Genomic DNA, 22,674 nt, shown 5'->3' with positions numbered 1-22,674 from the left:
CGTAGTGAAAGGGAATTTCGGTTAAAATAACTATTGAAGTTGTATACAGATTGTGTTAAGTTAATCACTGTGACATTGAGCTAGTAGGATCCAGGATTCACTTAAAGGGTTGGGACCTCACTGGACTAACCTTCCCCCGTGGTGAACAAGCAGATCCTAGCGGAATTTGGCTCACACCAACTTTTTGCTAGGAAGGGGGCCGAAAGAGATGGAATTTTCTACTTTCGGAAGACATGTAGCCATGGATGCATGGGGTGTTGATTTCGATCTGCTGAATGATGTCCAGCGTTTGGAGGAACACTTGAAAGACGCGGCAAAAGCCTGTGGAGCAACCGTTTTGTCCGTCCAATCGCATCAGTTTGAACCTCAAGGGGCCACTGTTTTAGTGTTGCTCTCAGAGAGTCATCTGTCCATTCACACGTATCCGGAAAAAGGGTTTGCCGCCTTGGATTGCTATACTTGCGGTCATACCGTTGATCCCATGATTGCCATTGAGCACATGTTCAATGTATTAAAACCCTCCCAAGCCTATCACAAAATGCTTCGGAGAGGTGTTAGGCCTATTGAGGTTGTCCAACCAGAACCAGCAATACGACCGATGAAAAAAATGACGGTTTAAATAGGGAACGGTGGGAATCCAAAAGCATGTTTTGGATTCCTTTTTCATTTTAAAAAAAGCCGAAGAACACTGTTCTTCGGCTTTTTTCGTCTTTATGATTTTTGTTCTTGAATGAACCGGCGGACTTGATCCCCGTCTTTTTGGCTCAACAGTCCCGCCGCCAGTTCTTTGGCTTTTTCCGAATCGGTTTGGCGGACTTTTTGTTTCACTTCCGGAATGGTTCCGGCACTCATGGACAATTCATGCAACCCGAGCCCGATCAACGCTTCTGTCATGGCGGTGTCTCCCGCCAATTCCCCGCACATGCCGACAACGATTCCTGCTTTTTCCGCGGCGTCACAGGTCATTTTCACCAGGCGCAACACCGCCGGATGTGCGGCATCATACAGATGAGCCACTTTCTCGTTGCCCCGGTCTGCCGCGAGGGTGTATTGGGTGAGGTCGTTGGTTCCGATGCTCATGAAATCCACTTCCGGCGCAAGTAAATCCGCATTGATGGCGGCAGCCGGAATTTCCACCATGATGCCGACCGGAATGTTTTCCGCAAAGGAAATGTCCTCATTTTTCAGTTCATTTTTGCACTCATCCAGCAGCGCTTTGGCTTGGCGGATTTCAGCGAGGTTTTCGATCATCGGGAACATGATCCACAGATTTCCGTGGACGCTTGCCCGGAGCAGTGCACGCAATTGTGTTTTGAAAATGTCCGGGTTGGAAAGGCAGAAACGGATCGCCCGGTGTCCCAGGAACGGGTTTTCTTCTTTGGGCAATTCGGCATACGGCAAGTCTTTGTCACCGCCGATATCCAAAGTCCGGATGACCACGGGACGGTCGCCAAACGCTTTCAAAACTTTCGCATAAGCGTCATATTGTTCTTCTTCATCGGGCCAGTGGTCATTTTCCAGATAAAGGAACTCGGTTCTGAACAAACCGACCCCTTCGGCATGGTTTTTCAGGGCGATGTCCACATCATTTAAACTTCCGATGTTGGCGAAAACCTGAATCCGTTTTCCATCGGCTGTATAAGCATCGGCTTTTGCTTCTTTCAATGCTTGCTCGCGTGCTTCGTTTTGTTTTTTGATCTGTTGGCGGATCGCTGCTTCGGTTTCTTTGTCCGGGTTGATTTGGATGGTTCCCTGATCCCCGTCCAACACAATGATGTCGCCGTCTTCAATTTGACGAATGGCCTCACCCAGTCCCAATACCGCCGGAATGCCCAAAGTCCGGGCCATGATGGCGGCATGGGCGGTTTTGCTTCCGCGTTCGGTTACCATCCCGCTGATTCCTTCCGGAAATTGGGCCGTGTCGGAAGGAGTCAATTCTTCCGCGATCACAACATGCCCCGGTTTTAACAAGGAAGGATCAAAAGGTTGTTTGCCGGATAAAATCAACAACAGACGGGTTCCGACATCACGAATGTCATCGGCACGGGCTTGCATGTATTCGTCATCGAGCGAAGCCATCAATTGGCTCATTTCATCGGTGACTTCCTGGCAAATGGATTCAGCGTTTTGTTTTTTGCTTTGAATCCGGTTTTTCATTTCGCCCGTAAAACCTGGATCGTCCAAAAAGGCAAGATGTGCATCAAAAACAGCGGCCTCTTCGTCACTCATCCGCTGGGAAGCGATCGAACGCAACTCTTGGATTTGTTCCCTGGCTTTTTCAATCGCTTGATTTAACTTTTCCACTTCAGCATCGGTATCGGAGATGGAGCGTGTTTCCACAACCGGTTTCTCTTTGCGCCACCAAATGGCCTGTCCGATATTTAACCCCGGTGCAGCCCCCACTCCCTTGATGTGTTGGCTCAACATGAACCCTCCTTAAAGTTAAGCATTGAGTTGTTCGATAAATTGTGCCAATTGGTTTACGGCTTCTTCAGCGTCTTCTCCTTCAGCCTTAATGACGATTTCGTCATTTTGTTTGGCTGCGAGCGACATGACCCCCAATAAGCTTTTGGCATCCACTTCTTTTTCATCTTTTACCAATTGGATTTTGCTGGAAAATTTTCCGGCTTCTTTGACCAAAAGTGCCGCCGGACGGGCATGCAAACCGCTTGGATTGGAAATGGTTACTTTCTTTTGAGCCATGAGACATGTTCCTTTCTTTTTTATCATTTTGGATTTTGACTGGCATATCGTCTACAAGGTGGAAAGGATGGCAACCTTTATTCTGTCCGGTGCAATGACCGGGGAGTGGATAAAAGCGATGCTGCCTGTTTCAGCAATTGATCTCCGTTCATCGTGGCAAAAGCAACCGGGTCGACTTGCGCAAACGGTTTTCGATGGGCTTTTGCGACCGGTTCGATCTCGTTCCGGAGATGGCTGATTTGGGGTTCGATCATGACGAGATCCGCGGATTCGAGATGTTCGCGCCAATCTTTGACACCGACAGCTTTTGCCGTTAAAGCCATCCCCTTTTGGGAAGCTGCTTCATTGATTTTTTGGCACAATACACTGGAAGTTGCCCCCCAGCTGCAAATGACGAGCAGGCGGATGGTGTGGTTCATTTCATTCCTCCGCTTCTTAAAGAAACGATGTTCCACCTTGGTTTTAGTAATAAAAAATAAATGCCATTTCATTTTAAATGCAAAAAGCATGCCAAGCAATAAAACAGACGGATTGGAAAGATTTTTCGCATCGGATGAGATGGGACATCCTTGTGTGCAACGAATTTACACACAAGGATGGAACCGTTTAATCGGAAGACGCCGATAAACGGGTCATTTCTTGTGCCGTCATCGCCGGATATTGAACGGAAAAGACGGATTCCAGTTGGAGCAAAAGGTTTTTCCATAAATAGGATGGTTGTTCCGCCCGGGATTTATGCCTGCCGCCGTGATTTTGGCGGGCCGTTTGATTGATTTGTTCTTTCAACAGTTGATCGGTGTAAATCGCCAGATGCATCCAGATTCCCAGTTCGCGTTCGGGGGTCCACTGAAATGTTTCTTGAAACAGTGCGCGATGGTTTTGGATCACATCGATGTATTTTTTGGGATTGAAGTGAGTGACCGTCTCCCGCAATCCTTGTTCCATCAATGTAAAGAGCCGGTTTTCGGGTTCCGGTTTGGTGTCGCGTTCCAAAGGCGAATCGTCCGGGCGGCTCTTGGATAACAGTTCTTTTAATTTGTCCCATCCGGCGGGTTGGTACAGTTCCCAAACCGGAATATATGGAATGTCTTTCATTTTGGGGGGGACTGTTCCGACCACGGCGACCAGATGACAGGATTTCGCCAATTCTTCCAATTCCCCGGATTCGCGTTCAAGCGGATCGATTTGCACCGCACGGATCAACACGTCCTGGTCTTGCTCCGGCAAATGTTGTTTCAGCCAAAGTTCCAATGAAACCGCCGCTCCTTCGCCCGTTAAACAAACCGTGGCAATCACCCGCGGTTTCGGGTCGGATGAACGGGGTTGATACAACGAGAAGAAAAGGGAGATTAAATCCAATTCGTCTTTTGGCAAACGGATATCCAACGCTTGTTCCAAAGCGGTTCCAATCTGACCGGCCAGTTCGCGGTAAACCGGTTCAATCTTTAACCCGTTCAACGTTTTTTTCGCACGGGGCCCGGGTTGTTCCAAATAAGACTGGATGTGCAGGGCCAGGGCGTTGATCTTCGTGTCGGATATTTTTTGGGACAGAGGATGGTTCCAATGATCCACACATTGCTTAAGCACTTGCCGGATCGATAAGAACAGGTCTTGATCCCCGGACGGTTGCCGGGTTTTGGCTGAATGCAAAAGACGGGTGATATATTCATTGACCGTTTCCTGCAGTTGCCGGTTTAATTCCGCTGACGAAATGTTTTGTTTGCTTAATTGTTCTTTGGCTGCCAGCAGTTCGCGGTAGATGTTGTCCGCTTCGTCTGTTGTTTTTGCTGCCGCTTCTTCGGGTTCCGGATGATCTTTCATTTTGGCTTCGATGGCGGCCGAGATCCAGCCTTGTTTGCGCAGGTGGGCCGGCAAATCATGCAGTTGGATCACCACTTCTTGTCCGGTACGATTCATATGCCGGAGGAAAGCCCGGGCGCATGCAATCTGGATATCGCTTTTTAATTGGCCGATGTTTCCAAAGCAAGGATAAGTCAAAAGCCGCGAGCGGCATTCGGGGGACAGAGAAACGGGAATGTTCATCTGTTTCGATTCATCGAGGAGAAATGTTTCAATCAGTTGTTCCCGCACCTGCACAGGACGCTTTCTGAGCGGCGGAATTTCAATTTGCACGGAAAAACGGCGCTGTAATGTCGGCAATAACGCTTGTTCAGGAGGTTCGGTGGTGGCGCCGATCAGCCGGATGCGGGCAGGGTGTTCCACAGAAGCATCCCCGAGGCGACGGTAAAATCCCTGGTCCATCAGGTAAAAAAGCATTTCCTGTCCCGACGGGGGAAGCCGGTGGATTTCATCCAAAAACAAAATGCCGCCATTGGCCCGCTCCACCAATCCGGACCGGTTTTCCTGCGCACCGGTGTAGGCGCCTTTTTTCACGCCAAACAGTTGGGCCAGAAGCAACTCGGGGTTTTGGGCGTATTCCGCGCAGTTAAAAGAGACAAACGGCGTGTTTGGCGGAAGGTAATTTTTTTCGATGGCCACTTCGACCAATTTTTTAGCCATATAGGTTTTCCCGACACCGGTTTCCCCGGTAAACAAAATGGGAAGGCCTTTGGGAGGATATAAAAGGGCCGCCAAGGCATCGTCCAGCAATCCGTCATCTTCAGCCGGTTTCCAGCGCGAGGTTTCCCGGATTTTGTCCGGGCTGTCCACAGGAAAATATCTCACCGGGCGTCCCGCCTGTTTCCGGGCACGTCCCAGTTTGACCAATTCATTTAAATACCGGCTGGCAGTGGAACGGTTCAGGCCGGATAGTTTTCCGACTTGTTGTGCCGTCATTCCTTCCGGGTTTTCCAGGCAGGATTGACGGAGAACTTGTTCGATCCAATCCCGCTTTTTCATGGTACCGCCTCTTTTTCTCATTCTTCTAAGTATCATACACACTTTGCACACTATTGTCACCCGAGCGTGTAAAAAAGGCAAGAAAAAATGGAATCCAAATTTAACCGGACACCGGCAAAACCGGTGATTTTCATCTTTTTCGGGCATCGCCTGGGATGTGATGTTTTGGTACAATAAACAAAGATTGACTGAATCTCCGGACTTTTTGCCCGGCAAACTGGAGGGAAATCGATTTTGCATGAAAAATGGGAAGCATTAAAAACAAAGCTGCGCGAAATATATGATTTGGAAGCAACGATGGCCATATTAAGCTGGGATCAAAATACATACATGCCCCCGGCTGCAGCAGAAGCAAGAGGACACCAACTGTCCTTGTTGGGGAAATTGGTTCATCAGAAAAAAACGGATCCCCGGTTGGGTGAATTACTGGAGGATCTGGAAAAAGAGACGGCTTCTTCATCCTTTGATTCCGATCAGGCAGCCATCGTCCGGGTTGCCAAACGGCAATATGAGGAAGCACAAAAAGTTTCAGCAGATTTCATGGCCCGTTTTTACAGGCATATCACCGAAACCACCCAAGTGTGGCTGGAAGCGCGGGAAGCCAATGATTTTGACAAAGTGGCTCCTTACCTGAAAAAGACGTTGGAACTCAGCTTGGAATATGCCGGCTTTTTTCCGGAAAAAGAGCATGTGTCCGACCCGTTGATCAACCGTTCGGATTACGGGATGAAAGCGTCGACGCTCCGCAAGTTGTTTCAAGAGCTGCGAAGGGAATTGGTTCCGTTTGTGGAAGCGGTGACGAAGAAACCGGCTTCGGACCGTTCCTCCTTGGTGCAATCTTATCCGGTACAAAAACAACTGGATTTCAGCAAGGAAATCATTAAGCAGATGGGATTTGATTTCAACCGCGGGAGAGTGGATTTGTCGGCCCACCCCTTTATGACGCGGTTTGCGGCAGGAGATATCCGTATCACCACCCGTGTCAATGAGCGGGATATCAGCGAAGCGTTGTTCAGTACGATCCATGAAGCCGGGCATGCACTGTATGAATTGGGGATTCGCCCGGAGTATGACGGAACCCCGCTTTATGACGGGACTTCTTCCGGGGTTCATGAAAGCCAGTCACGTCTGTGGGAAAATGTGATTGCCAGAAGCCGGGAGTTTTGGACCTATTTTTATCCGCAATTGCAGGCCACGTTCCCGACCCAGTTGGGAAGGGTGACACTGGAAGAGTTTTACCGGGCCATCAACCATGTGAAGCGGTCGCTGATCCGCACGGAAGCGGATGAATTGACATACAACCTGCATGTGATCATCCGCTTTGATCTGGAACTGCTCATGCTGGAAGGAAAACTCCGGGTGGAAGATTTGCGTGATGCGTGGAATGAACGTTATCAGTCCGATCTGGGCATCACTCCTCCCGATGACCGTTCGGGCGTGTTGCAGGACATCCATTGGTATGCGGATTTTATCGGCGGACAGTTTCAGGGCTATGCGCTTGGAAATATCTTAAGCTGCCAATTTTACGAAGCGGCCTTAAAAGATGCCCCCCACATCCCGGAACAAATTGCACACGGGGACTTCACCGCTCTCCATTCCTGGCTGAAAGAACAGATCTATCAGCATGGAAGCAAATATACCGCGGACGAATTGATCCGGCGGGCAACCGGATCGGAACTGACCATTCAACCCTATCTGGATTATTTAAGAAAAAAATACAGCGAATTGTATTTATAGGGCAATTTGACAGCAAATGTCCCGGGAGGGCATTTGCTTTTTTTCTTATGAGGAAAAAAGCGGCTGTGGTATACTCATATTATAAATGTAAACTTTGTAATTTAATATGGTTTACAATCAAAAAGAAAGAATCGTCCGGACACCGGTTGATCCGACCGGTCCGGAAAAATGGGTTCATGAATTTTTAAGGAGCAGGAGGTTGCGATGACACTTCATTCTTTCAGCAGCTTGTTCAAGTGGGAAAAGTTGGCGGATAAGGCACTTCAGGGAGAAACATTGAGCATGGAAGAAGGTCTTTCGGTGTTAAATGCACCGGATGATGAATTATTGCCTTTGCTGCAAGCCAGCTTTCGTGTCCGGTGCCATTATTTCGGGAAAAAAGTCAAATTAAATATGATCATCAATGCCAAAAGCGGGCTTTGTCCGGAAGATTGCGGTTACTGTTCGCAATCGATTGTTTCCCAGGCTCCGGTTGAGCGATACAGTTTATTGAAAAAAGAAGATTTGGTCGACGGGGCCAAAGAAGCCATGGAAAGAAAAGCCGGAACCTATTGCATTGTGGCAAGCGGGCGCGGACCGACCCGGCGTGAACTGGATGAAGTGGTCCAGGCGGTCCGGGAAATCAAAGAAAAATATCCGCTTAAAATTTGTGCTTGTTTGGGAATTTTGAACGAAGACCAAGTCAAACGGTTAAAAGAAGCCGGCGTGGACCGTTACAACCACAACCTGAATACCGGAGAGAAACACTATGAAAACATCACCACCACCCATACATATCAAGACCGGGTGGAAACGCTGCAGTTGGTGAAAAAAGGGGGCATCTCCCCTTGTTCCGGCTATATTGTCGGCATGGGGGAAACCAAGGAACAAGTCGTGGAAATGGCGTTGGCCGTGCGTGAACTGGATGTCGATTCCATCCCGGTGAACTTTTTGAATCCCATCCCCGGGACCCCTTTGGAAGGGATGAATGAATTAAATCCGCGTTATTGCTTAAAAGTGCTTGCGTTGTTTCGTTTCATTTGTCCACAAAAGGAAATCCGGGTTTCGGGAGGAAGAGAAGTCAACCTGCGCCATTTGCAAGCATTGTCCCTCTATCCCGCCAATTCCATTTTTGTCGGGGATTATTTGACGACCGAAGGCCAGTCAGCCCTGTTGGATCATCAGATGATAAGGGATATGGGGTTTGAGGTGGAGGAAGCAGAATAACGAAAATCAAGAAAGAATCGATTGACCCGCTCGCCGTGAGAAATGTATGGTAAGATGGGAGTGAATTACATAATAACGAAAGGATGGAACGGATTTGTTTAAGAAAATTCTTGCCTCTTTGGGAGTGGGAGCGGCCAAAATCGATTTGGTTTTGGATTCCGATGTGGTCACCATGGGTGAAGAGGTTACTGGAAAGGTGTATGTGGAGGGAGGCGAAGTCGAACAGCAAATCGAAGAGCTGGAAGTCCACTTCAAGCTGGCGTCTTCTTATAAAAAGGACGATGAAATCAAGTATGTCAATGAAACCATTGCAACCATTCCGGTGATTCAGGAAGAATTTACGGTTCATCCCGGGGAAAAAAGAGAATTTGACTTCTTTTTTAAATGCCCTGAGCTGCTGCCGGTTTCATCCGTCAATACCCGTTATTATTTCCAATCCAATTTGGAAATCATAAGCGGCATTGATGCCAAGGACCGGGACGTTGTCGATGTCCGGCCATCGGGCCTTCTCAAAAACTTCTTGGGCGGATTTGCAAAGCTGGGCTTTGTTCACTATGGGGAAAGTTATACCGGCCAACGGAACGGGGGCGTGCAAATCATCCAGTTTCATGCCACGGATTGGATGCGCGGCAAATTTGATGAAATCGTGTTTCAGTTTAAACCGAAACAGGCGGTCAACAGCGTTCGGGGATTTTTTGAATTGGATAAAAAAACCAAAGGGCTGATCGGCATGCTGGCAGATGAGCTGGATCTGGATGAAAAAAAGGGAGCTTTTGAATTCCGTGCGGAAGAACTTTCCTCCGAAGAGGCAGCAGCGGAAACCATTCGCAATTTCATCATCAAAAATTCTTCCGGATTAATTACCGGATAATTTTGGAAATAATAATCCCCTCGATCCTGATGGACGAGGGATATTTATTTACATAAAATAAACTTCTTGGAAACACAGATTCAACCTGTAAAATCAAATTTTGTTTAATTTTAGTTTTAATTAAAATTACTGGTTAACAAAGACATGGAATTTTTAAATTTTCCCGGGAGGAAAGAATTATAAAAAGATATAAATATATATATAAAACTTTTTTATGACAAAGTTTTACGAAATAAAACAGAAAATCATCCAGGTCTTTGTGGGGGGAGGAGCAAACCGATATATATCTGTTTGCTGATCTTGTCGTATTTGTTTATCAGCATCAACCGGGCGTTGTTGGGAATCCCGGGTTTTTTCTATTATTCCAGTGTCCGGCCCGTCTTGAAAATGTACTTCCGTGACAAACTCTTTAAAGTGGAAGAAGTGTATTATTGGGAAATGGCTGAATCACTGGGAGACCGGGCTTTGTGGTCGATTCTGCCGGCTTATGTGTTGGCGTTTGACCTGTTGGATCTTCCGAATGTGTGGTTGAAAGCGGGGACTTTCCTTTTCATCAACTATTTGTGGTGTCTCTTTTATGCCGCCGCTTTGGTGAAAGAGTATATTCCCCAGACCCCCGCATTGAGACCGCGTGTGATGCGGGCAAGCAACCATTTATAAAGCGAGTCGGAACGTTGCTCAGGCATCCGTCGGGGATGCACCGGGCAACTTTTTGCTTTTCTAAAGGGATATTTAAAATAATAGAAAATCAAACCATTAATTAAAGTATATTTTAAAATTATTCAGAAATATATGTTATAATGAATGTAACCATGAATGGAAAATTTCATGAAATCTGGGTTTTCTTTGGAAGGGAGGGAAGGGATGAGAAAGGGGTGGATCATCTTTTTTGCTTTATGGCTGGTTGTGGCGGCGCTTCCTTTTTCTCACGGCCGGGCTCAGGATGCCTATTCGATCCGATGCAGTGTCGGTTTTGATGAACAAAGTGAGCGGTATTATGTGTATGCGCGGCTCACGGTCGGTTCCGGCGATCAAGTGGAAGGAAGCTGGTATTATTTTGACCGTGAACACAACCAATCGTTCCGCGAGATTGGCGATGGCGATGTCTCATTTTTAAAGATCGGGAATGATGCCGGGAAAACCACGGCACGTCTTAAGTTTGACGGGATTATCAACCGCAAGCCGTATATATTGGAAGAAGATTGCACGTTTACCCGGGAAGGCATCCGGTTGCAAGTGACACCTTCCCACGAGGGTATCCGCGCTTCCGGGGAAATTTTATACGGGGGTCAAGCGGCAGGAAAATGGCATTTTCAAGTTTTTGATCAACAAGGACAAGAAAAAGCCTCCGTTTGGCTCTGGCAGAACGGGGAAACCGCAACCCGGCGGTTTGAAGCGCTTCCTCCCGGCACTTATCAGGCACAGCTCACCTTTGACGGGACGATCAACGGCGACCGGCGGATATTAAGAGATGCTGATTCGTTTCAAGTCTCTCCCGAAAATGCTTCAACGAATTCCGAAGACGACGCCGGCGTGGCAGACTCTGGTCCGAAACCTTCGCAAAGCAGCTCCAATCCGTTTTCCTTCACACCCTTTGTCATCTTTTCGGTTGTCGCATTGGGAGCGGGAATTATCATTTGGGTTATTATTGATCGAAAAATGTGACGAATCAAAAGGAACCGGATCGTTTTGAAAAAATAATTTTGTCAGAAGGAATTAAAAAGTCGATAAAAACCCTTGACGAAAATAAAAAACAGAGAAATAATATTATTGAAATTAATTATAAACAAAATAAAATTTGTTAAGTTATGAATTAGTGTCAATCCTCTTGTAGTCAAAGCCGATCCTTAGGGATAGGTTTTTTTCTATCCCTCAAGTGAATGACTGTTCATTCAGATGGGGTTTTTCAAAAGAAGAGAGGAGGAGAACTCTTGCGACGCATTCAAAAAGCAGCAGTGTTGGGCGCAGGTGTCATGGGGGCATCGATCGCCGGGCATCTTGCGAATGTAGGAATTCCAACTTTATTATTGGACATTGTGCCGCGGGATTTGACGGAAAAGGAAAAGCAGAAAGGGCTGACGCTGGAAGACCGGGCGGTTCGTAACCGTTTGGCTCAAGCCGGGAAAGACCGTTTGTTCAAGGAAAAGCCATCTCCGCTTTATACGAAGGAAGCGGCTGAACGGATAGAAATCGGAAACATGGAGGACGATTTTGACCGCTTGTCCGAGGTGGACTGGGTGATCGAAGTCGTCGTGGAAAATTTGGAAATTAAACAAGATTTGTTCAAGCGCCTGGAAAAAGTCTGGAAACCGGGCATTGTGGTCAGTTCCAACACTTCGGGCATTTCCATCAACAAAATGGTGGAGGGTCGTTCCGAAGAGTTCCGGAAGCATTTCTTGGGAACACACTTTTTTAACCCCCCGCGCTATATGAAGTTGCTGGAGATTATCCCCAATGAAAAGACCGATCCGGCCATTGTGGAAGACATGAAGTCCTTTGCCGAGGAGGTTCTGGGCAAAGGGGTGGTCATATGCAAGGATACCCCCAACTTTATTGCGAACCGCATCGGAACTTACGGGCTTCAAGTCACGTTAGAGGCGATGGAGGAAATGGATCTCGGACCGGCCGAAGTGGACGCGATCACCGGACGTGCCATGGGGCGGCCCAAAAGCGCCACCTTCCGTACCCTGGATCTGGTGGGATTGGATACGTTTGTCCATGTGGCTGACAATGTGAGAGAAAATGTGGATGATCCGGAGGAAAAAGCGGCTTTTGAAGTTTCTCCCCTCCTGAAAAAATTGGTGGAAAACGGGTGGCTCGGTGAAAAGAGCGGCCAAGGATTCTATAAACGGGTGAAAACGGAAAAAGGAAAAGAGATTTTGGTCTTAAATCCGAAAACGCTTACTTATGAACCGCGCCAAAAACTGAAAGCCCCTTCACTGGAAGCAAGCAAACGGGCAAAAGGGTTGCCGGGCAAATTGCAAGCCTTGGTGTATGCCGATGATGTTGCCGGAAAATTGGCCTGGACCATCACGAAAAAAGTGCTTCTTTATTCCGCCGCCCGTCTGGAAGAAATCGCCGGTGACATCACCAGTGTGGATCGTGCGATGAAATGGGGATTCAACTGGGATTTGGGCCCGTTTGAAATGTGGGATGCCATCGGGCTTGAAAAATCCGTCAACCGGATGCGTGAAGAAGGAGAAACCATCCCGCAATGGGTGGAAGAGATGCTTCAGTCCGGAAAAACTGCTTTCTATCAAACGGAAGGCGGAAAAAACCGGGTGTTCTCGATCGGCGGCAAATATGAAGAAGTGGAAGAGCATCCAAAAGCGATCTCCTTGGCCCGCCTGAAAGAACAAGGGAAGAAAATTTTCGGAAACCGGGGAGCCACCCTGATTGATCTGGGCGATGACATCGCTTGTCTGGAAATCCATTCCCCCAAACAAGCACTGGGGCCGGAAGTGATCAGCATGATCAACAAATCGGTCAAAGAAGTGCGGAAGAATTACCGGGGACTGGTCATCAGTGCGGAAGCGCCCAACTTCTGTGTCGGCGCCAACCTGATGATGCTCTTGATGGAAGCACAAGATTACAACTGGCCGGAAATCGATTTGATTGTTCATCAGTTCCAGCAAGCCATGGGCTCTTTGCGGACCCTGGAGAAACCGGTCGTTGCCGCACCTTATGGCATGACGTTGGGCGGCGGCGTTGAGGTGTGCTTGCCGTGTGACCGGGTTCAGGTCGCCGGAGAAACCTACATGGGGCTGGTTGAAGTCGGTGTCGGTTTGATTCCGGGTGGTGGCGGCAACAGCGAAATGTTGCTCCGTTTCACCGAAGGCGTGGATCCGAAAGACCGGATTTCGTTGCAACCTCTGGTCAATCACATCTTTATGACCATCGGCCAAGCCAAGGTGTCAACCAGCGGCGAAGATGCCCGCAAATATAAATTCATCCGTCCGTATGACGGCATCACCGTCAACAAAGATCACTTGATTTACGATGCAAAACAAGTGGCCCTGGGACTTTACAACGCCGGTTACAAAGCTCCGGAACCGCGTAAAATCCCGGTGGTCGGGGAAACGGGATACAACACGCTGAAACTCGGTGCTTACGGGCTCTTGAAGTCTGGATATATCAGTGAGCATGACTACAAAATTGCTTGCAAATTGGCGTTTGTTCTGTCCGGTGGAAATGTGCCGGAAGGAACGCTGGTGGATCAGCAATATCTGTTGGATCTGGAACGGGAAGCCTTTTTGAGTCTGATCGGAGAACCCAAAACCCAACAAAGAATGCAACACATGTTGGTTAAAGGGAAGCCTCTTCGCAACTAACATTTGAAAAGGGGGAGAAAATATGCGCGAAGCAGTCATTGTGGCCGGCGCCCGTACTGCAGTGGGAAAAGCGGGAAAAGGGAGCTTGCGCAATTACCGGCCGGATGAAATGGCCGCAGCTGTTGTTTCGGATTTGATGCGGCGTGTTCCTCAGGTGGATCCCAAGGAAGTGGAAGATGTGATCTTGGGATGCGCGTTTCCTGAGGGAGAGCAAGGGATGAACCTTGCGAGAATCGTCGCTTTGAGGGCGGGACTTCCCACGGAGGTTCCGGGAATGACCGTGAATCGTTTCTGTTCTTCCGGCCTGCAAACCATTGCCATTGCGGCGGAAAAAATTATGTGCGGATTTGCCGACATCATGATCGCCGGTGGCGTCGAAAGCATGAGTATGGTGCCGATGGGCGGATATAAACCGGCGCCCAACCCCTATCTGATGGAACATCTGCCGGAAACTTACATGTCCATGGGGCATACGGCGGAAGAAGTGGCGAAGCGGTACAACGTGACCAGAGAAGATCAGGACCGTTTTGCCTTGGCCAGCCACCAAAAGGCGGCGGCAGCCATCAAAGCGGGGAAATTTAAAGATGAAATCGTTCCCTTGACCGTGAAGGAACATTTCTTTGATGAAAATGGAAAACTGCAAGTCAAAGAGCGGATCTTTGACACCGACGAAGGCGTCCGTCCCGACACCAATCTGGAAGTGCTCGGAAAATTACGTCCGGTTTTCCACGTGAACGGAACGGTGACCGCGGGGAACTCTTCGCAAACGAGTGACGGAGCGGCCGCTGTGATGATCATGTCCCGGGAAAAAGCCGAGGAACTGGGTGTGAAACCGCTGGCGATTTTCCGCGGATTCACCCTGGGCGGGGTGGATCCGGATGTCATGGGAATCGGTCCGGTGGCAGCCGTGCCCAAATTGCTTGAAAAAACGGGCATTCGTCTTGAGGACATCGATTTGATTGAGCTGAATGAAGCCTTTGCTTCCCAATCGGTGGCCGTGATCCGGGAGTTGGGACTGGATCCGGAGAAGGTGAATGTCAACGGAGGCGCCATTGCGCTGGGCCATCCCCTGGGATGTTCCGGGGCGAAATTGACCGTTTCCATCTTGGGAGAACTGGAGCGGCGCAATCTCCGTTACGGGCTTGTCACCATGTGTATCGGCGGCGGGATGGGAGCCGCGGGCATTGTGGAACGGGTAAGCTGACCGAAGCCAATTCATCAGGTTTTAAATTAACGGGAGGGAAGAAAAATGACAGATACAAAAGCAAAAGGCGGAGCTTATTTACTGGAGCAAAGAGATCCGGAAACGGTTTTTACGCCGGAAGATTTTACAGAAGAACACAAAATGATCGCCAAAACGACCGAAGACTTCGTCAAAGACAAAGTATGGCCGGTTTTGCCGGAAATTGAGAATCACCAATTTGAACATACCGTGCGTTTGTTGAAAGAAGCAGGAGGTTTGGGGCTCCTTGGTGCGGACGTGCCGGAGAAATATGAAGGGTTGGGTCTGGACAAAGTCAGTTCCAGTTTGATCACGGAGAAAATCTCTCTTGCCCGTTCTTTTGGTTTGTCCCACGGGGCGCATGTGGGGATCGGGTCCCTTCCGATCGTCTTTTTCGGAAATGATGAACAAAAGAAAAAATATCTGCCGGATTTGGCTTCCGGACGGAAAATTGCCGCTTATGCCCTGACGGAACCCAGTTCCGGATCGGATGCCTTGGGGGCAAAAACGACGGCGAAATTGAGCGATGACGGAAAATATTACATCTTAAACGGGGAGAAACAATGGATTACCAACTCCGGTTTTGCCGATGTGTTTATCGTTTACGCCAAAGTGGATGGCGACAAGTTTACGGCGTTCATTGTGGAACGTGATTTCCCCGGGGTTTCTGTCGGGCCGGAAGAAAAGAAAATGGGAATCAAAGGATCATCCACCCGCACCTTGATCCTGGAAGACGCCAAGGTCCCGGTGGAAAACTTGCTCGGAGAACTGGGCAAAGGGCACAAAATCGCCTTTAACATTTTGAATATCGGCCGTTACAAACTGGCCATCGGCACCGTGGGTTCCTCCAAACGGGCCATCGAGATCTCGGCAAAATACGCCAATGAACGGAAACAATTTAAAGTGCCGATTTCCAAATTCGGACTCATTCGCGAAAAATTGGCCAACATGGCGACCAAAGTGTATGCTGCGGAAAGCTTGGCGTACCGGATTGCCGGAATGTTTGACGCCAACCTGGAAGGAGTGGAAAACGCGGAAGGTTCCGTGGTGGCCAATGCGATCGGGGATTTGGCGATCGAATGCTCTGTGTCGAAAGTGTTCGGTTCCGAAGTGCTCGATTATGTGGTGGATGAAGGGGTACAAATCCATGGCGGTTACGGTTTCATGAATGAGTACGAGATTGAAAACATGTATCGCGATTCCCGGATTAACCGTATTTTTGAAGGAACCAACGAAATCAACCGGCTGATCATCCCGGCCACCTTGATGCGGAAAGCATTGAAAGGGGAATTGCCTTTCTTGCAAGCCGCACAAAATCTGCAAGAAGAATTGTTGACCATGATGCCGTACTTCCCGGATGAAGATGCTCCGGTTTTGGAGGCCGAAGAACATTATGTGGAAAATGCGAAGAAAATCTTCTTGATGGTCGCCGGACTGGCCACGCAAAAATACGGGGAGAAAATGCAAAAAGAACAAGAATTGCTGCGTGACCTGGCAGATATCGCCATCGAGACCTTTGCCATGGAGAGTGCTTTGTTGCGCACGAAAAAAGCCATTCTTAAAAATGGTGAAGAAAACGAACAAGCCAAAATCGATTACACCGTGGCTTTCATCTATGAGTCGATGCAAAAAGTGGATGCGCTGGCCCGCCATGCTTTGGCAGCCATCGAAGAAGGCGATGTCCTGCGCACTCAACTTTCGGTATTGAAAAAGCTGACCCGGATCCAACCGGTAAACGAAGTGGAATTGAAACGCCGGATTGCCGCCCGGATCATCGATGCCGAAAAATATGTGGTTTAATCGACGCTTTCAGGCTGTTGGCAAAATCGTCAACAGCCTTTTTTTATTGGAACATTTCCTTTCATGATGTCTATTTCATTTCAATGGAGGTTTCGTCCGGAATCAAATGATGTCGCCTTTTTCAGGGCAAAGGCGGATGAACGAGGGAACGTCTTCCACTGTGAACGGGCGTTTGAAATTGAGTATTCCTTGGCATTCAGAGTGTTGATATCAAAATATTTATAATTATATTTATAATGCTGGATCCGGAATCAAGTCCCCCTTTTGCATGCTTGAAGAAGAAAAGGGGGCCGAAAAGGGAAGGTTAAAAAACCTCTTTTTTGCCGAGAAATTTAAAAAACCAGCGATGGTAAAACCATTCGATGACGGCATAGACGATCCCGACGGTCAGGGAAATTTGAAACAGAGGCACTTGGTTGATTTTAAAGTTTTTGGTGCCGATATCCATATCAAAAAAGTAAGTCCCGATGAACCAAACGATGAGAAAACTTAACAATGCATCCGACAGGGTGGTGAACACATTTCCCATTTTCGGCAGCAAAAAGAAATCCCCCAGATATCCGGCCAATGCCAGAACAATGCTGACAAACAGAATCGATTTATAATCAATGTCGTAAATCAATCCCATAGTAAGGTAAAGAAGAAAAGTGACATAGATAAACTTGATGATCAGATGGTAAGTATGATTCAACGCGCAAGCTCCTTTCCGGTTTTTTCTTATTATTTCACCGCCATAAACGCCTATGCATGCGGTGGATTCAATCGGTTTCATACAGCGCCAGCCACGCGCGGATGGCTTGATTGAGTTGCCGTGCAGCCCGGGTGGTTAAGTGGTGCGGCTTGTGGTTCAGCGGAAAATGAGTGGAATTGGGCAGGTTTTTGGTGAGAACTTCCGTATATTTGCGAAACCGGTCATTCCGGGTTCCCGAGAAAACCAAGACGGGCGCCTGAATGCTTGGCAGGAGCCTGGTACCGTTAAATGTCCGGCTGTATTGAAAGTATTGCTTGATGTTTTCCGGGTTTCCCATGCGGGCCGCGGCATGGAGATAAGCATACATTTTGAGGCTGCCGGCGTTGGCCAGGCAAAAGCTCCGTGACAAAAGCGGAAAGCCGGTGCGGTTGCACAAAGCCACAGCCAGCTCCAACTCCGCTTGGATGACCGGATCGGATATTTCCGAAAGCGCACTGATCAAAATGCCGCCCAAAAATCGTTCGGGATGGCGATGCAAGGCGTTTAAGGCCACGCTTCCGCCTGTGGAATACCCGGCCAGATAAGCTTTTTCGATTTGCAAGTGATCCATCAGGCAGCAAAGATCCTGGATGATCAACGGATAAGTCACCGGCTGGCGGGACGGGCCGCTGAATCCATGTCCGCGAACGTCAAAAAGGATCAGTTGATAACGGTGTTTCAGATCTTCCATCTGATAGTGGAAGACGCGGCTGGTGATCAGCGGAGGATGGATAAAAATGATGGCGGGTCCGTTTCCTTCCGATTCGTAGTAAAGCCGGGTTCCGCCGCAATCCAAAAAGGGCATTTTTTTCGCCTCCTTCACTTGTTGGCTTTATTTTGGCAGGAAGCCGGAAAAAGTATGAAAAAAATGCCCGCAATGGTGGCAGGATTTTGAGGGCGCCGGAGGGAAGATTAAGCAAAAACGGGTTTGCTTGCACAAGCCGGGAATCAAAGCAAACCTCAATTTTGATATTTTTGTCAAAATATCGACAAATTACAGGAAAATTTTTGACAAAAATTTCTATATAATGGAAGAAACAGAAGCAGAGTCTGAGATGGAGCTGATCGGCGATGGAAGAATTGCAATCTTTGTTGCATGCCATGATGGAACGGATGGATATGCAGTCTGCAAGCATTGAACAGATCAAAACGGATATCTCGGATTTAAAAAAGAATTTGAACAAGGTGGAGCAAAAAGTCGACCGGATCGAATCGCACGTCAACGGAATGAAACAAATGGTGGGAATCATCAAAGAGGAACTTTCCTGTATCGACCGTTCAAAAGAGAGGCTGGATCAGGTTCTGATGGAAGAAGAAAATTGGCAGGAACAGATCACACAGGCTTTGGCCTTGTGTTCCAAAGAAAAGAAGAATCAGCTGAAAAACATCATTGATCAGCATGTAGGGTAAGCCCGGACGCGTCGTTTGGGTTTTTCTTTGTTTTGAATCGGTGTTATAATGGATACGATTAGAAGTGCCCCTTGATAAAGGAGGAAACAAAGTGAGCATCAATGGTGTGGAATGGCTGCTGATATTTGTGGTGGCACTCATTTTGTTTGGTCCGAAGAAACTGCCGGAACTGGGACGGGCCCTTGGGAAATCGCTTCGAGAATTTAAAAAGGCCACCAGCGGGGTATTAAGCGAAGAAGATTCGGGACAAGGAGCAGAAGCCAAGCCGGATGCACCCAAAGCAGAAATTGCCAAGACCGGAAATCCGAAGGCGGAAACCCAAACCGTGAAAGACGAAACAAAAACACCCAACCTCTAAAAACCGGAGGTGGGTGTTTTTGCTGTTTCCGTTCAGCAACAACGGCGGATGTCGCCGCTTCCGTATCGTTCATCGATGGCCTGGCGGTAAAATTCGGCTCTTGTCATCGGGGTTTGGTCCGGATGATGTTTTTGAAGGTGGTCAAGATATCGGTCGTAATTGGGAACACCGGCCATTTCATTTAAATAATAGGCAAGGGCCCGGCAGGATTTTTTGATCCATTTCACCATTCAAATTCACCCCTTCACGGTTTTGGGTTGATGCGGAACATATGGCGCTTCTTTTGCCGACAGGGGTTCGTGTTTGACCAGCACCTTGTACCAGATGCGGGCCGCATCCACAATAATCACGATCACAAAAGCAATGAACAAGAAGGTTAAGACGGCATCAATCTGGTTGTTCAAAACGATGCGCTTCATTTCTTCGATCGATTGCGCCGGACCCAGCAACTGGTTGTTGGCAATCGCTTCGGAATATTTGTTGGCCGCCGCGATAAATCCGACCGACGGATCGGGATGGAACAACTTTTGCCATCCGGCTGTCATGGTGACAATGGTCAGCCATCCCAGCGGAATGAACGTCACCCAGGAGTAGGCGGCTTTTCCCATCTTGATCAAAATGGTGGTGCCGACAACCAGCGCAACAACCGCGAGCATTTGGTTGGCGATCCCGAACAGGGGCCATAACGTGTTAATGCCGCCCAACGGGTCAATGACGCCTTGGTATAAAAAGTAACCCCAGCCGGCAACAACGAGTGCGCTTGCCAAGATGTTTGCCGGATAAAACTTGGTGTCACCCAGTTTCGTGACAACCCTTCCCATCAAGTCTTGCAAAATGAAGCGGCCCACCCGGGTGCCGGCATCAATGGTGGTCAGAATGAATACAGCTTCAAACAAGATGGCAAAGTGATACCAGAATGCCATCAACGATTGTCCGCCGAGCACTTCGGAAAAGATGACGGACATTCCGACGGCAAGGGTCGGAGCTCCGCCGGTGCGGGAAAGAATGGTGCTTTCCCCGACCGATTCAGCCAATTGCGACAAATCCTGCGGCGTTACGGTAAATCCCATCTCCGTCACGGCCCGGGCTGCCGAGATGACATCATTTCCGATCACCGAAGCCGGACTGTTCATGGCAAAGTACACACCGGGAGTCAGGATGCATGCCGCGACCAGTGCCATGATGGCGACGAAAGATTCGGTCAGCATTCCGCCGTATCCAATCATGGTGGCATGGGATTCCCGGGCGATCATTTTGGGAGTGGTGCCGGATGAAACCAAAGCGTGGAATCCGGAGATGGCACCACAAGCGATAGTGATAAAGACAAACGGGAACAAATCGCCGGAGAACACGGGACCGGTTCCGTCAATGAATTGGGTTAAGGCCGGCATTTTAAGGTCCGGCAAGACGATGACAATGCCGACGGCCAGTCCAAAAATGACCCCCACTTTTAAAAAGGTGCTTAAATAATCGCGTGGGGCGAGCAAAAGCCAAACCGGGAGAACCGATGCGACAAAACCGTAAATGATCATCATCCAAGCAATGGTGGTGCCTTCAAACGTGAAGTATGAAGCCAAAGCCGGATGAGCGGATACATATTGCCCCCCGTAAATGGACAAAAGCAACAGGGCAAACCCGATGATCGAAGCTTCCAGCACTCTCCCCGGCCGCAGATAGCGCATGTAGATGCCCATAAATACGGCGATGGGGATCGTCATCACGATGGTGAACATTCCCCACGGGCTGTGTGCGAGCGCTTGCACAACCACCAATGCCAATACCGCCAGCAAAATAATCATGATTCCCAAAATGGCGATGGCAGCCGTGAATCCGCCGACCGGCCCGATTTCTTCGCGTGCCATGTCACCGAGTGACTTTCCGTTTCGCCGCATGGAACCGAACAAAATGATAAAGTCTTGCACGGCCCCGCCAAGCACCACGCCGACGATGATCCAGATCGTTCCCGGCAAATACCCCATTTGTGCCGCCAAAATGGGACCGACAAGGGGACCGGCGCCGGCAATGGCCGCAAAATGGTGGCCGAACAACACCCATTTGTTGGTGGGAACATAATCTTTGCCGTCATTATGAATTTCTGCCGGAGTTTTCCGATTGTCATCCAATTCGAAAATTTTCCGCGCGATAAAACGGCTGTAAAAACGGTAAGCAACCGCATAGGTGCAGACGGCGGCGGTAATCAGCCAAAATGAGTTCACCGATTCGCCGCGGTTTAAGGCCAAAATGGCAAACCCGGCGGCGCCTAGTACGGATATTCCTCCCCAGATGAGAATGGACAATAGTCGATTTTTCACGTTCAACCCTCCTGCTGATGAGAATTTGTCCGAACCGGTTGGATAGTGTTGCTTCATCGGATTCATCAAAATATTTATTGAATTTTATCATTATTATACTGGAGATTTTTTATGATTTCGACAAAAATATTTCCGATTTTAGTCAAAAAATAAGGTCTCTGTTCCCACGGACCTGTATTGAAAAGGACGGAGTTGAAGAAAAACTAATGTAATTTACGGTTTTATGCTATACTGTGAGAAGTTAAAGTGGAAGAATAATAAGGCAGGCGATTGTTTAGCGGAGGTGAACGAGATGGCGATTTCCAAAGAAGAGGTTTATAAAGTGGCTGAACTGGCCCGTTTGAAATTAAGTGAAGAGGAAGCGGAACAGTTTACCAGCCAGTTAAATGATATTTTGGAGTTTGCCAATAAATTGAACGAATTGGACACAGATCATGTGGAACCGACCAGCCATGTCATTCCAATGATCAATGTGATGCGGGAAGACGAAGTGCGTCCGTCCCTGGACCGGGAAAAAGTATTGAAAAATGCACCGGAACATCAAGACGGAATGTTTCGTGTGCCGGCAGTTTTTGAAGAGTAAGGGGGAGAACGATGTCGCTGTTTAATGAATCCATCAAGAGCATACATAAACGCTTGGCAGATCGTGAAATTTCGGCCAAAGACCTGGTGAATGAATCTCTGCGGCGCATTGAAGAAGTCGACGGACAAGTGCAAGCTTTCGTTCACGTGGACGCGGAAGGCGCCCGAAAGCGTGCGGAAGAGTTGGACAAGAAGCTTGCAAACACTTCGGAAAAAGGTCTGCTCGCCGCTTTACCGGCAGGCATCAAGGACAACATTTGCACCGAAGGCATGACCACAACGTGTGCCAGCCGGCTTTTGTCCAATTACCAGCCGATTTATAACGCAACGGTGATGGATAAATTGGAGCAGGCTGAAGCGGTGACAGTGGGAAAAATGAACATGGACGAATTTGCGATGGGTTCCTCCACGGAAAACTCCTCTTTGCAATTGACCCGCAATCCGTGGGATTTGGACCGGGTTCCCGGAGGATCCAGCGGAGGTTCGGCCGCAGCGGTTGCTGCCCGTGAAGTCTATTTCTCGCTCGGATCGGATACCGGCGGATCGATCCGCC

General features: G+C 48.6%; 21 protein-coding genes. 13 read left to right on the top strand and 8 right to left on the bottom strand.

Annotated elements, in window-relative coordinates; translation table 11 throughout:
* Nucleotides 1-208 precede the first annotated feature (208 nt).
* Entirely contained in the window at nucleotides 209-619 is a 411-nt protein-coding gene (gene speD / locus H1R82_RS05235) for an adenosylmethionine decarboxylase (protein ID WP_037993114.1), read from the top strand.
* 92 nt (nucleotides 620-711) lie between these two features.
* Here speD and ptsP read toward each other — a convergent pair whose 3' ends face one another.
* From ptsP to H1R82_RS05215, 4 genes are all read right to left on the bottom strand, one after another.
* Nucleotides 712-2,424 (bottom strand): phosphoenolpyruvate--protein phosphotransferase, encoded by a 1,713-nt coding sequence (gene ptsP / locus H1R82_RS05230; RefSeq protein WP_181731477.1) that lies wholly within the window; start codon nucleotides 2,422-2,424, stop codon nucleotides 712-714.
* Between the two features lie 18 nt (nucleotides 2,425-2,442).
* Nucleotides 2,443-2,703: an HPr family phosphocarrier protein gene (locus H1R82_RS05225; protein WP_181731478.1), complete on the bottom strand. Its 261-nt coding sequence runs from the start codon at nucleotides 2,701-2,703 to the stop codon at nucleotides 2,443-2,445.
* A gap of 77 nt (nucleotides 2,704-2,780) precedes the next feature.
* Complete coding sequence (locus H1R82_RS05220) at nucleotides 2,781-3,122, bottom strand: PTS sugar transporter subunit IIB (RefSeq protein ID WP_062843272.1); 342 nt, start codon at nucleotides 3,120-3,122, stop codon at nucleotides 2,781-2,783.
* A gap of 187 nt (nucleotides 3,123-3,309) precedes the next feature.
* Nucleotides 3,310-5,562 (bottom strand): sigma 54-interacting transcriptional regulator, encoded by a 2,253-nt coding sequence (locus tag H1R82_RS05215; RefSeq protein WP_181731479.1) that lies wholly within the window; start codon nucleotides 5,560-5,562, stop codon nucleotides 3,310-3,312.
* Nucleotides 5,563-5,796: 234 nt separating this feature from the next.
* Here H1R82_RS05215 and H1R82_RS05210 point away from each other — a divergent pair, with 234 nt between their 5' ends.
* The 8 genes from H1R82_RS05210 to H1R82_RS05175 all read left to right on the top strand — a co-directional run bounded on the left by H1R82_RS05210 (nucleotide 5,797) and on the right by H1R82_RS05175 (nucleotide 16,729).
* The gene (locus H1R82_RS05210) at nucleotides 5,797-7,299 is read left to right on the top strand and encodes a carboxypeptidase M32 (RefSeq protein WP_232333925.1); all 1,503 of its coding nucleotides are present in this window, start codon (nucleotides 5,797-5,799) and stop codon (nucleotides 7,297-7,299) included.
* 204 nt (nucleotides 7,300-7,503) lie between these two features.
* A complete protein-coding gene (gene bioB / locus H1R82_RS05205) occupies nucleotides 7,504-8,505 on the top strand; it encodes a biotin synthase BioB (protein ID WP_181731480.1) in 1,002 nt (333 codons plus the stop codon).
* Between the two features lie 94 nt (nucleotides 8,506-8,599).
* On the top strand, nucleotides 8,600-9,376 hold the full coding sequence (locus H1R82_RS05200; protein ID WP_181731481.1) for a sporulation protein: 777 nt from the start codon (nucleotides 8,600-8,602) through the stop codon (nucleotides 9,374-9,376).
* A gap of 291 nt (nucleotides 9,377-9,667) precedes the next feature.
* Nucleotides 9,668-10,036: a hypothetical protein gene (locus H1R82_RS05195; RefSeq protein WP_181731482.1), complete on the top strand. Its 369-nt coding sequence runs from the start codon at nucleotides 9,668-9,670 to the stop codon at nucleotides 10,034-10,036.
* Nucleotides 10,037-10,240: 204 nt separating this feature from the next.
* Nucleotides 10,241-11,041, top strand: a complete 801-nt coding sequence (locus tag H1R82_RS05190) for a hypothetical protein (RefSeq protein WP_181731483.1) — start codon at nucleotides 10,241-10,243, stop codon at nucleotides 11,039-11,041.
* 215 nt (nucleotides 11,042-11,256) lie between these two features.
* The gene (locus H1R82_RS05185; RefSeq protein ID WP_181731484.1) at nucleotides 11,257-13,707 is read left to right on the top strand and encodes a 3-hydroxyacyl-CoA dehydrogenase NAD-binding domain-containing protein; all 2,451 of its coding nucleotides are present in this window, start codon (nucleotides 11,257-11,259) and stop codon (nucleotides 13,705-13,707) included.
* A 22-nt stretch (nucleotides 13,708-13,729) separates the two neighbouring features.
* Nucleotides 13,730-14,911: an acetyl-CoA C-acyltransferase gene (locus H1R82_RS05180; RefSeq protein WP_181731485.1), complete on the top strand. Its 1,182-nt coding sequence runs from the start codon at nucleotides 13,730-13,732 to the stop codon at nucleotides 14,909-14,911.
* 45 nt (nucleotides 14,912-14,956) lie between these two features.
* Nucleotides 14,957-16,729 carry an acyl-CoA dehydrogenase FadE gene (locus tag H1R82_RS05175; protein ID WP_181731486.1) on the top strand — a complete coding sequence of 591 codons (1,773 nt, stop codon included), beginning with the start codon at nucleotides 14,957-14,959 and terminating at the stop codon, nucleotides 16,727-16,729.
* Nucleotides 16,730-17,033: 304 nt separating this feature from the next.
* Here H1R82_RS05175 and H1R82_RS05170 read toward each other — a convergent pair whose 3' ends face one another.
* A complete protein-coding gene (locus tag H1R82_RS05170) occupies nucleotides 17,034-17,420 on the bottom strand; it encodes a DUF2512 family protein (RefSeq protein WP_181731487.1) in 387 nt (128 codons plus the stop codon).
* Nucleotides 17,421-17,487: 67 nt separating this feature from the next.
* Nucleotides 17,488-18,264 carry an alpha/beta fold hydrolase gene (locus H1R82_RS05165; RefSeq protein ID WP_181731488.1) on the bottom strand — a complete coding sequence of 259 codons (777 nt, stop codon included), beginning with the start codon at nucleotides 18,262-18,264 and terminating at the stop codon, nucleotides 17,488-17,490.
* 266 nt (nucleotides 18,265-18,530) lie between these two features.
* Here H1R82_RS05165 and H1R82_RS05160 point away from each other — a divergent pair, with 266 nt between their 5' ends.
* Together H1R82_RS05160 and H1R82_RS05155 are read left to right on the top strand one after the other, a co-directional pair.
* Nucleotides 18,531-18,869 (top strand): hypothetical protein, encoded by a 339-nt coding sequence (locus tag H1R82_RS05160; RefSeq protein WP_181731489.1) that lies wholly within the window; start codon nucleotides 18,531-18,533, stop codon nucleotides 18,867-18,869.
* A 91-nt stretch (nucleotides 18,870-18,960) separates the two neighbouring features.
* On the top strand, nucleotides 18,961-19,227 hold the full coding sequence (locus tag H1R82_RS05155) for a twin-arginine translocase TatA/TatE family subunit (RefSeq protein ID WP_181731490.1): 267 nt from the start codon (nucleotides 18,961-18,963) through the stop codon (nucleotides 19,225-19,227).
* A 32-nt stretch (nucleotides 19,228-19,259) separates the two neighbouring features.
* Here the strand turns inward: H1R82_RS05155 and H1R82_RS05150 are convergent, their stop codons facing one another.
* Together H1R82_RS05150 and H1R82_RS05145 are read right to left on the bottom strand one after the other, a co-directional pair.
* Nucleotides 19,260-19,457 (bottom strand): YbdD/YjiX family protein, encoded by a 198-nt coding sequence (locus tag H1R82_RS05150; RefSeq protein WP_181731491.1) that lies wholly within the window; start codon nucleotides 19,455-19,457, stop codon nucleotides 19,260-19,262.
* A 6-nt stretch (nucleotides 19,458-19,463) separates the two neighbouring features.
* Complete coding sequence (locus H1R82_RS05145) at nucleotides 19,464-21,596, bottom strand: carbon starvation CstA family protein (RefSeq protein ID WP_181731492.1); 2,133 nt, start codon at nucleotides 21,594-21,596, stop codon at nucleotides 19,464-19,466.
* Nucleotides 21,597-21,831: 235 nt separating this feature from the next.
* Here H1R82_RS05145 and gatC point away from each other — a divergent pair, with 235 nt between their 5' ends.
* Both gatC and H1R82_RS05135 read left to right on the top strand, forming a co-directional pair.
* Nucleotides 21,832-22,122 (top strand): Asp-tRNA(Asn)/Glu-tRNA(Gln) amidotransferase subunit GatC, encoded by a 291-nt coding sequence (gene gatC, locus H1R82_RS05140; protein WP_181731493.1) that lies wholly within the window; start codon nucleotides 21,832-21,834, stop codon nucleotides 22,120-22,122.
* Between the two features lie 11 nt (nucleotides 22,123-22,133).
* The coding region (locus tag H1R82_RS05135; RefSeq protein WP_258873891.1) for an amidase at nucleotides 22,134-22,674 on the top strand (541 nt) is incomplete at its 3' end.

The sequence above is a fragment of the Thermoactinomyces intermedius genome, from assembly GCF_013912365.1.
GTDB classification, from domain to species: Bacteria; Bacillota; Bacilli; order Thermoactinomycetales; family Thermoactinomycetaceae; genus Thermoactinomyces; species Thermoactinomyces intermedius.
The sequence above is the reverse complement of the archived record's forward strand: the minus strand, read 5'-3'. Positions and strand labels throughout refer to the sequence as shown.